The sequence below is a fragment of the Aeromonas fluvialis genome (assembly GCF_000819885.1).
Lineage (GTDB): Bacteria > Pseudomonadota > Gammaproteobacteria > Enterobacterales > Aeromonadaceae > Aeromonas > Aeromonas fluvialis.
Map to the genome: position 1 here is coordinate 65,826 of NZ_CDBO01000004.1, position 8,347 is coordinate 74,172.

At 60.9% G+C, this 8,347-nt stretch carries 8 protein-coding genes; 2 read left to right on the plus strand and 6 right to left on the minus strand.

Translation table 11 applies throughout. The features are described 5' to 3' along the window. Positions 1–74: 74 nt before the first annotated feature. From BN1125_RS00590 to BN1125_RS00605, 4 genes are all read right to left on the minus strand, one after another. On the minus strand, positions 75–383 hold the full coding sequence (locus BN1125_RS00590) for an Rdx family protein (RefSeq protein ID WP_042009815.1): 309 nt from the start codon (positions 381–383) through the stop codon (positions 75–77). Between the two features lie 11 nt (positions 384–394). Beyond that, the gene (locus BN1125_RS00595; RefSeq protein WP_042009817.1) at positions 395–1,570 is read right to left on the minus strand and encodes an adenosylhomocysteinase; all 1,176 of its coding nucleotides are present in this window, start codon (positions 1,568–1,570) and stop codon (positions 395–397) included. Between the two features lie 198 nt (positions 1,571–1,768). Beyond that, on the minus strand, positions 1,769–2,506 hold the full coding sequence (locus BN1125_RS00600) for a hypothetical protein (RefSeq protein WP_042009819.1): 738 nt from the start codon (positions 2,504–2,506) through the stop codon (positions 1,769–1,771). Then, positions 2,506–3,066: a YceI family protein gene (locus tag BN1125_RS00605; protein ID WP_042009821.1), complete on the minus strand. Its 561-nt coding sequence runs from the start codon at positions 3,064–3,066 to the stop codon at positions 2,506–2,508. The genes BN1125_RS00600 and BN1125_RS00605 overlap by 1 nt, the downstream gene beginning before the upstream one ends. Positions 3,067–3,175: 109 nt before the next feature. Between BN1125_RS00605 and BN1125_RS00610 the strand changes: the two genes are divergently transcribed. Then, positions 3,176–4,078, plus strand: a complete 903-nt coding sequence (locus BN1125_RS00610; RefSeq protein WP_042009823.1) for a LysR family transcriptional regulator — start codon at positions 3,176–3,178, stop codon at positions 4,076–4,078. A 42-nt stretch (positions 4,079–4,120) separates the two neighbouring features. Here BN1125_RS00610 and BN1125_RS00615 read toward each other — a convergent pair whose 3' ends face one another. Further along, a complete protein-coding gene (locus BN1125_RS00615) occupies positions 4,121–4,549 on the minus strand; it encodes a hypothetical protein (protein ID WP_042009824.1) in 429 nt (142 codons plus the stop codon). 67 nt (positions 4,550–4,616) lie between these two features. Between BN1125_RS00615 and BN1125_RS00620 the strand changes: the two genes are divergently transcribed. Further along, entirely contained in the window at positions 4,617–6,347 is a 1,731-nt protein-coding gene (locus tag BN1125_RS00620) for a formate--tetrahydrofolate ligase (RefSeq protein ID WP_042009826.1), read from the plus strand. A gap of 72 nt (positions 6,348–6,419) precedes the next feature. On the opposite strand, the gene BN1125_RS00625 is transcribed toward BN1125_RS00620, so the two are convergent. Further along, on the minus strand, positions 6,420–8,075 hold the full coding sequence (locus BN1125_RS00625; RefSeq protein WP_042009828.1) for a methyl-accepting chemotaxis protein: 1,656 nt from the start codon (positions 8,073–8,075) through the stop codon (positions 6,420–6,422). Between the last annotated feature and the right edge of the window lie 272 nt (positions 8,076–8,347).

The following is an 8,347-nucleotide window of genomic DNA, read 5'->3' on the forward strand; positions in this document are numbered from 1 at the left end:
AACTAAACAAGGAGAGGGAGGCCATGGCCTCCCTCTCCTTTTCTGTTTTTGTTTTGCTGGCGACGCATCAGGCGTTACTCGGCCGCCTTGCGATCCGAATGGCCGAGATCCCGCTCCGGTGCGATGACATCGCGCACCCGCTGCTTGATCTCTTTGGCCTCGGGGAAACCCTCATCGACCACCCGATCCCACACCTGCACCCCGCCCACCAGAATGCGGAACTCCCCCTTGCTGGCCGGCACCAACGCCACCTCCCCCAGATCGCTGTCGAAGGTCGAGAGCAGCTCCTGCGCCAGCCAAGCCGCGCGCAGCATCCAGCGACAGAGGGTGCAGTAACGGATTTCGATGCGGGGTTTGCTGATCAGGGTTTCAGACTCGGTCATGAGTGACTCCATTAAAAATCGGCCAATAGCGGGAAGTGACGTACCGCCGTCCAATGACAGAGCCCGGTCTGGTCAACACCATGAAAATCGGCCAGCCAATGGCGAGCAATGGTACGCATCACCGATTCTGGCAGCTCGAACAGGCCGGGGGCAAGAGGGCCTGCCGCCAGCATCCGGATCCCTTCCATGATCTCAGCCAGCACCAGATAGACATATTCACCGATCACGGCGCCATGGACGAAGTTGACCGCCTCGCCCCGGTTGAGCAGGTAGATCTGGGTGCCATCCGGCCGGTTGAGGGCCAGCACGTGCGGGCACACCTCTTCGCTCGGCCAAGGCAACTGGGCCAGCGAGAAGGCAAACTCGTCGTCAGCCGAGGTGACCGAGGCCACCATGGTACCCGGGCGCAGTGCCTGCAGATCCACCAGATCCAGCGAGCAATTTCCGGTGGAGCAGATCACCAGTTCGGCGCGGCCGAGGGCTTCGGCCTTGGTGATCAGGCGAAAACCGTGGGAGAGCGCTTCCACCTGGCGCAATACGTCAGTCTCCACCAGTCCGAGCTGGAGGTTACGACAGCGCAGGTCACGGGCAATGCTGCGCCCCACCTTGCCATAGCCAAACAGCGCCGCCTCACAGACGTTGAAAGTGCGGTTAAGGGTGCGGGCCAGCGACTCGGCGGAGTAGACCACACTCAAACCAATCTGGATATCCTCGGCCTGCTTGAGGGGGCTGCGCGCCACCGACACCACCGGAGTGGCCAGCACCTCCTGCTCATAGCGTTGATGGCCGTTCTCGGTCATCTCCACTACCCCGAGGAATCGGGGGCCGAAGTACTCGCTCAATATCACCTGGGTTTTGGCGAAGTAACCGCCGATATCGAGGATCAACAGCCGCTCATGGGGGGCCACCAGCGGTGCAATCTGCTGGATGAGGCTGTCGGGATCATTGGTCCAGTGCCGGTTGAGGGGCAGCACCGGATAGTGTTGGGATACCCACTCCAGGGTCGGGCCGTGTACCGATTTCGGTTTGGGCAAAATGGCGCCAATCCGTCCAATCTGACCGAGAGCGTCGATAAAACGGGGGCGATCGGGAAGCAGGTGAGTGACCAGCAGAATGCAGAGACCCTCGATGCGTCCCTTTCCGGTGAAATGGCGAAAAAACAGATGCTCAGATCCTTGACTGCGCAACTGTGGCCTCCTTAATTTGCCCCGAGGGAGTGTGCCGCAAAGCAGGCAAACAGAACCCGGCGCAGCCGGGTTCTGTGTGTGTCCAAATAAAATGAAAATCCTTTTTATCTTAAACACATACGGGGCTCAATCATTATCTGCCAAGAGTATGAGCAGGTATGCAAAAATGACTGTAATTGCCTGTTTTTCATGCAAAAATCAGTACAAAGAAGCAGCAGGCCAGACCCACCACAGGCTGAGTCCGGTTCCCGCGGTGGCGAGCAGGATCAGAGCCCCCCAATACAGTGGCCACGGCCTGTCACGCAAACTCCAGGCCAGCAGCGGCAGCACCCAGACCGGCAGCAACACCAGCAGCGGCACCTCCACATATTGCCAGGCGAGCATCTGGACGAAGGCGAGAGCCAGCGCCAGTCCGGCGGGCGCCACCTTGATACCCACGAACGTGGCAAGCAGGGCGCGAAAACCGGCGAAAGCCGCCAGAGCTCCGGCCAGCTGGGCAATCAGCAGGCTGCCATCGATGCCGATCACCAGCGCCAGCCAGATAAAGCAGAGGGTAAACCCGAGCCCATCGCGGCTGTCACCGCGCAGGCCGCTCCAGCCAAACCAGAAGATGGCGGGCAGCAGCGCCAGCCAGATCCCGGGTTCGCTCGCCAGTACCGAGGCCAACCCCTGCCACCACACCAGCGCACTGATCACGGCAAAGAGCAGCAGCGAGCCGCGCAGATCGTTCACCTGAGCCGCGATGGCGGGGACCAGCAACGTCAGCGGCAGCCACTGCCACGCCTTTTCCGGCATGCCATAGAGGCCGCCGAGCCAGGATCCCACCAGCCAGAGCGCCAGCGCCCCCCACAGATACCCCCATCGCGGCCAGCGCCACGATAGCAAAGCGGCTCCCAGAGGAGCCGCCAGGGTTTGCAGCAGCAGTTCTGCCCCCATTACTTGCGCACACCTTCAACAAACAGGTTAATGTCCATCTCGTCCGGGATACCGGGCAGCATGTAGCTCACGCCAAAATCGCTGCGTTTGATGGTGGTGGAGGCATTGAAACCGCTGCGGTAGCCGCCCCAGGGATCCTTGCCCTCGCCGATCTTGACCAGATCGAAGGCCACTTCCTTGGAGACGCCGTGCAAAGTCAGGGTCCCTTTCAGCACGCCTTTATCCTTGGTGCCCTCGTAAGCGGAGCTGACGAAGGTCATCTTGGGATACTGCTTCACGTCGAGGAAGTCAGGGCTGCGCAGGTGCTTGTCGCGGGCCTCGTGGTTGGAGTCGACGCTGGCGGCATCCACTTCAAAGCTCGCCTTGGCGGCCGCCGGGGTGGCGTCATCCATGCTGAAGGTGCCGCTGAAGGTGTTGAAGCGACCCACCAGCTCGGAGAAGCCCAGGTGACCCACCTTGAACTGCACCGTGGTGTGCGCCGCATCCACGTCGTAATCCGCCGCCATCAGAGGGGTAGCCATAAACAGGCAGGAGGCCAGCAGAGCCTTGGTCATTTTCATCCGTTCGTTCCTTCATCTTGGGGTTCACATCAGTGGTTAAAATGCTAACCTCGTTCTGAAGATGAATAATCAGTGATTTATTAAATTCATTATTTACTGAGGATGGAAAATGGACCAGATCGCCGCGATGCGTACCTTTATCAAGGTGGTGGAGTGCCAGAGCTTTACCAAGGCCGCCAACCAGCTCGGCATCTCGGTAGCCATGGCCTCCAAACTGATGCAACAGCTGGAGGAGTCCCTTGCCACCCGGCTGCTGTCACGTACCACCCGTCAGGTCAATCCCACCGAGGCGGGCCAGTTCTACTACCAGCGATCAATCGCCCTGCTGGCCGAGCTGGAGGAGACCCACAGTCAGCTCACCCATCACAACCAGCAACCCCACGGCACCCTCAAGCTCTCGGTACCGATGGATTTTGGCTACCTGCACCTCTCCCCCGCCCTGCCACTGTTTCGTGAGCGTTTTCCCGACCTCAAGCTCGATATCGAGTACAGCGATCGACGGGTGGCGCTGGTGGAAGAGGGGTTCGATCTGGCGCTGCGGATCGGCCATCTCAGCGACTCCTCGCTGGTGGCACGCCAGCTGGCGACGATCCGGCTCGAGCTGTGCGCCAGCCCCGCCTATCTGGCGCGCAAGGGCAGACCGGAAAAGCCCGAGGATCTCAAACAGCACGACTGCCTTGTCTATACCCTGACCCAGCCGGAGTGGCACTTCAAACGGAACGGCGAGCCCCAGAGCATCCGGCCACAGGGGCCGCTGCGGGCCAACAACGGGGTGGCGCTGACCCGCGCTGCTTGTGATGATCAGGGCATCATATTGCAGCCCACCTTTATCGTGGGGGAGGCCCTGCGGTCAGGGCAGCTGGTGAGCCTGCTGCCAGAGTGGGAGAAGGGAGATGTGGGACTTTATGCGGTCTATCCGCACCGCCGCTTCGTCTCGGCCAAGGTGCGCTGCTTTATCGAGTTCGTGCAGGAGCGCTATCTCGCCCCGCAACTGTGGGATGCGCCGACCTGATTGCCAGAGCAGAGGGTACAGCCTGCTGGTCCGGCTTGAAACCTAACGCTGGTCGGGTGCGGTGGTGGATGCGGCAACAGGGGTGAGCTTGGCTAGCAGACGTTCCTGCTCGAGGTGCAGCTGCCAGCGCGGCAAACGGGTGCGGATCACCGACAACTGCGGCTCACCGAGGGCATAGGGGAGCGCCACCTCCAGCTCGGTGCAGTCAAACATGGCGGCCAGTTGCAGGATCAGAATGAGGTTTGCCTCATCGGTTTTTCGCTTGTTGACCCGCTTGCGGATCTCGTGGCGCAGCTGGGTTTCGGGGTCCTGGGTCATCGCCTGCCAGCCGAAACCGAACAACGGCACCAGCGCACTGACAATCCCCAGCGCCGTCATCGGCTGCTTGGGAGGATGATAGAGTGCGTTGAGATCCAGCCGAACAGGATTCTGACGAACCTCTCCCTCACCAAATAAAATCGTTTTCGTCATTGGATTACCCGTTATATTCCACTAGACTGCGCTGCATATTTTACCCCGATATGCCAACGAGGTGCTGATGCTAAGCGATATCGAGATCTCCCGCCAGTCCCCCCGTCTCACCATCCAGCAGCTGGCAGACCGTCTCGCCATCCCCCAGCACCTGCTCAACCCTCATGGCCACTACAAAGGCAAGATCAGCCTTGATCTACTCAAGTCTCAACCCAAACAGAGCGGCAAGCTGGTACTGGTGAGCGCCATCACCCCCACCCCACTCGGTGAAGGGAAGACGGTGACCTCCCTTGGCCTATCCATGGGGCTCAACCATATCGGCCAGCCCAGCATTGCTACCATCCGCCAACCGAGCCTCGGGCCGGTATTCGGGGTCAAGGGGGGGGCAGCCGGTGGCGGCCACGCCCAGGTGGTGCCGATGGAGGAGATGAACCTCCACCTCACCGGCGATTTTCACGCCCTGACGGCGGCCCACAATCTGGCGGCGGCCGCCCTCGATGCCCGCCTGTTCCATGAGCGCAAACTCGGCGACCAGTTTACCGCCAAAACCGGGTTGTCACGGCTCGATATCGACCCGGCCCATATCCTCTGGCCGCGCAGCCTCGACATGAATGACCGCGCCTTGCGTCACCTCACCATAGGTCAGGGGGGCGCAAGCGATGGTGTGGAGCGCAGCGATCGCTTCGTCATCACCGCCGCCTCCGAGCTGATGGCCATTCTGGCGCTGGCGAGCGATCTGAAAGACCTGCGCCAGCGCATCGGCCGCATCCAGCTGGCCCGCGATATTCACGGCAAGCCCATTACCGCCGAACAGTTGGAAGTAGCGGGCGCTATGACGGTGCTACTCAAGGACGCGCTACAGCCGACCCTGATGCAGACCACCGAGCAGACGCCGGTGCTGGTGCACGCCGGCCCCTTTGCCAATATCGCCCACGGCAACTCCTCAGTGATCGCCGATCGCATCGCCCTTGGTCTGACCAACTATGTGGTGACCGAGGCAGGCTTTGGCTCCGACATGGGGCTGGAGAAGTTCTTCAACATCAAGAGCCGCCAATCCGGCATTACCCCTGCCTGCGTGGTGCTGGTGGCCACGGTGCGCGGCCTCAAGGCCAACAGCGGTCTGCTGGATATCCGCCCGGGCCAGCCGCTGCCGGCCAGCCTGCAGGGGGAAGATCTGCCGACCCTCAAGCAGGGCTGCGCCAACCTCGCCTGGCATATCAAAAATGCCCGCCGTTACGGGGTGCCGGTGGTGGTCGCCATCAACCGCTTCCCCACCGACAGCGAGGCCGAACTGGCGCTGCTGGCCCATGAAGCACAGCAAGCCGGTGCCTGTGGCGCGGCCATCTCCAACGCCTTCACCCAGGGCGGTGCTGGCGCCAGCGAGCTGGCCCGCGCCGTGGTCGCCGCCTGCGAGCAACCCGGCAAGGTGAAACTGCTCTACCCCGACGAGATGAGTCTGACGGCCAAGCTGGCGACCCTGGTGGAGTGCGGCTACGGCGGCCGTGGAGTGCAGCTCTCGGACAGATCCCGCCAGCAGCTGGCACAGCTCTCCGCCGAAGGATGGGATCACTTGCCCATCTGCGTGGCCAAGACGCCGCTCTCCATCAGCCATGACCCCGCCCGCAAGGGGGTACCGACCGATTTCGAGGTGCCCATCGACGAGGTGAAGCTCTGCGCCGGTGCCGGGTTCGTCTATGCGCTGGCGGGCCCCATCATGACCATGCCGGGGCTGGGCAGTCTGCCTGCCTATCGCCATATCGATATCGATGAGAACGGCGAGATAGTCGGCCTGAGCTGAGCCCTTCCACAACACCAGAAACAACAAGGCCCCGCCAATTGGCGGGGCCTTCTGTTATCCATGCATCAACCCTTAGAGGGTGAAGCGCTGGGTCATCTGGTGCAGGGTGTTGGCCAGCTTGCTCAGCTCGACGCAAGCCTGGGCGATCTGATGGGCGCCCTGGGCATTCTCGTCCGCCGCATTATGAATGTTGACGATGCTGCGATTGAGCTCTTCGGTCACCGCATTCTGCTCTTCGGTGGCGGTGGCGATCAGGGTGTTCATGTCGGTGATGCGCACCACGGCACCGTTGATGGTGTCGATACTGGTACCGGCATCCCGCGCCAGACCGACGCTCTCCTGCATCTGGTGACGACTCAGCTGCATGGCGTTGCCCGCCTCGGCGGCGCGGCTCTGCAACAGCTCGATCATCTTGCTGATCTTGGCGGTGGAGTCCTGGGTACGCTGGGCCAGGGAGCGTACTTCATCGGCAACGACCGCAAAACCACGGCCCTGCTCACCGGCCCGGGCCGCTTCGATGGCGGCGTTGAGGGCCAGCAGGTTGGTCTGACCGGCAATATCGCGGATCACATCCAGCACCACGCTGATGTTGGCGCTGTCGGCCTCCAGCTGCTGCACCACTGTGCCCGCCTGTTCAATCTTGACCGACACCTCTTCGATGCTGGTAATCGAACTACGTACCACTTCGCTGCCGGCCGCGGAGGTGCGGGAGGCATCCTTGGCGGCGCTCATGGCATCCGTAGTGTTGCGAGCCACTTCGTTGACGGTGGACTGCATCTCGTTCATGGCAGTCGCCACCTGGGAGACTTCGTTCTGCTGGATGGCCATGCCGCTGGCAGACTGGCTGGAGATGGCGCTCACCTCCTCCACCGCACTGCTGAGCTGGCTCACGGAACCGGCTATCTCGCTCACCAGATCGGAGAGGGAGCCCTGCATCCGGTTGATGGCGGTGCCCAACTGACCCAGTTCGTCGCGGTTGAAGCGGCTGTCGCGGATCCACTGCTGCAGTTCGCCCTGCCCCAGCTCACCATTGGCAATGCGCTGGGCCTGACGGGCCAGCATGATCAGCGGATCGCGGATCTGGCGGGTCAGTACCACGGAGAGCACCACCACAAGAATCAGACCGAGCACCAGCGCGATGGTGACGCTCAGCTTGGCGGATTGGTAAGACTCAACGACATCGCCGCGAGATTCTGACGCATAACCGTGATTGATCTGGATAAGGTCGGCCACCGACTTGTTAAGTGCCGTATAGAGGGAAATCCCTTCCGCCAGAAAGATGCGCTGGGCTTCTGCGAGCTGATCGCTGTCTTGCAGCTGCTTGACGCGCTGATGCAGTGCCACATAACGATCCCAGTCAGATTTGACGGTATCGAAAGTGCGGCGCTCGGCCACATCCTCAGCCCAGATGGTCTTGTCGTGCGCGGCCAACTGTTGCGCAATCTGATTGAGCTTTTGATTGGCGATTTCACGGTATTCACTTCTCTTCACCGGGTCAGCCGCCACCACGAAGTAGCCCAGCTCATAACGGCGCAAGTCGCTGATGGTGTCGCCAATCGCGCTGGTGCGATTGGCCGCAGGCAAGATACTGTCGGTAAAACGGAGGGCCACCCCGTTCATATTGCCAAACTGGACAAGGGCGAAGCCGCCGATAAAGGCGACCATCAAACCGAGCACGGCAAAGCCGGCAGTGAGTTTTTTGCCTATGGTCATGGAACTGGTATTCATGGCGTATCCAGGTGATCGTTAAATTCGTAGCACTCGTCCGGTTCATACCCTCAAGCATGAACGCTCTGGCCACTGGTTCAGTGGCGCACCATCCAGCCTTGATCAATATCTCTGAATTCCATGAGCGGCAGCGAGAGCCGTGAGGGGCGCTAGAGTAACCGGATTGTGACGGTTCGGAAAGAGTCTCTCTGGTTACTTTTTGTAAGATGAAAGAGATCCCTCTTTCCTGATGATTAAATATGTCACTTAATTGAACCTGATTACCCATGATT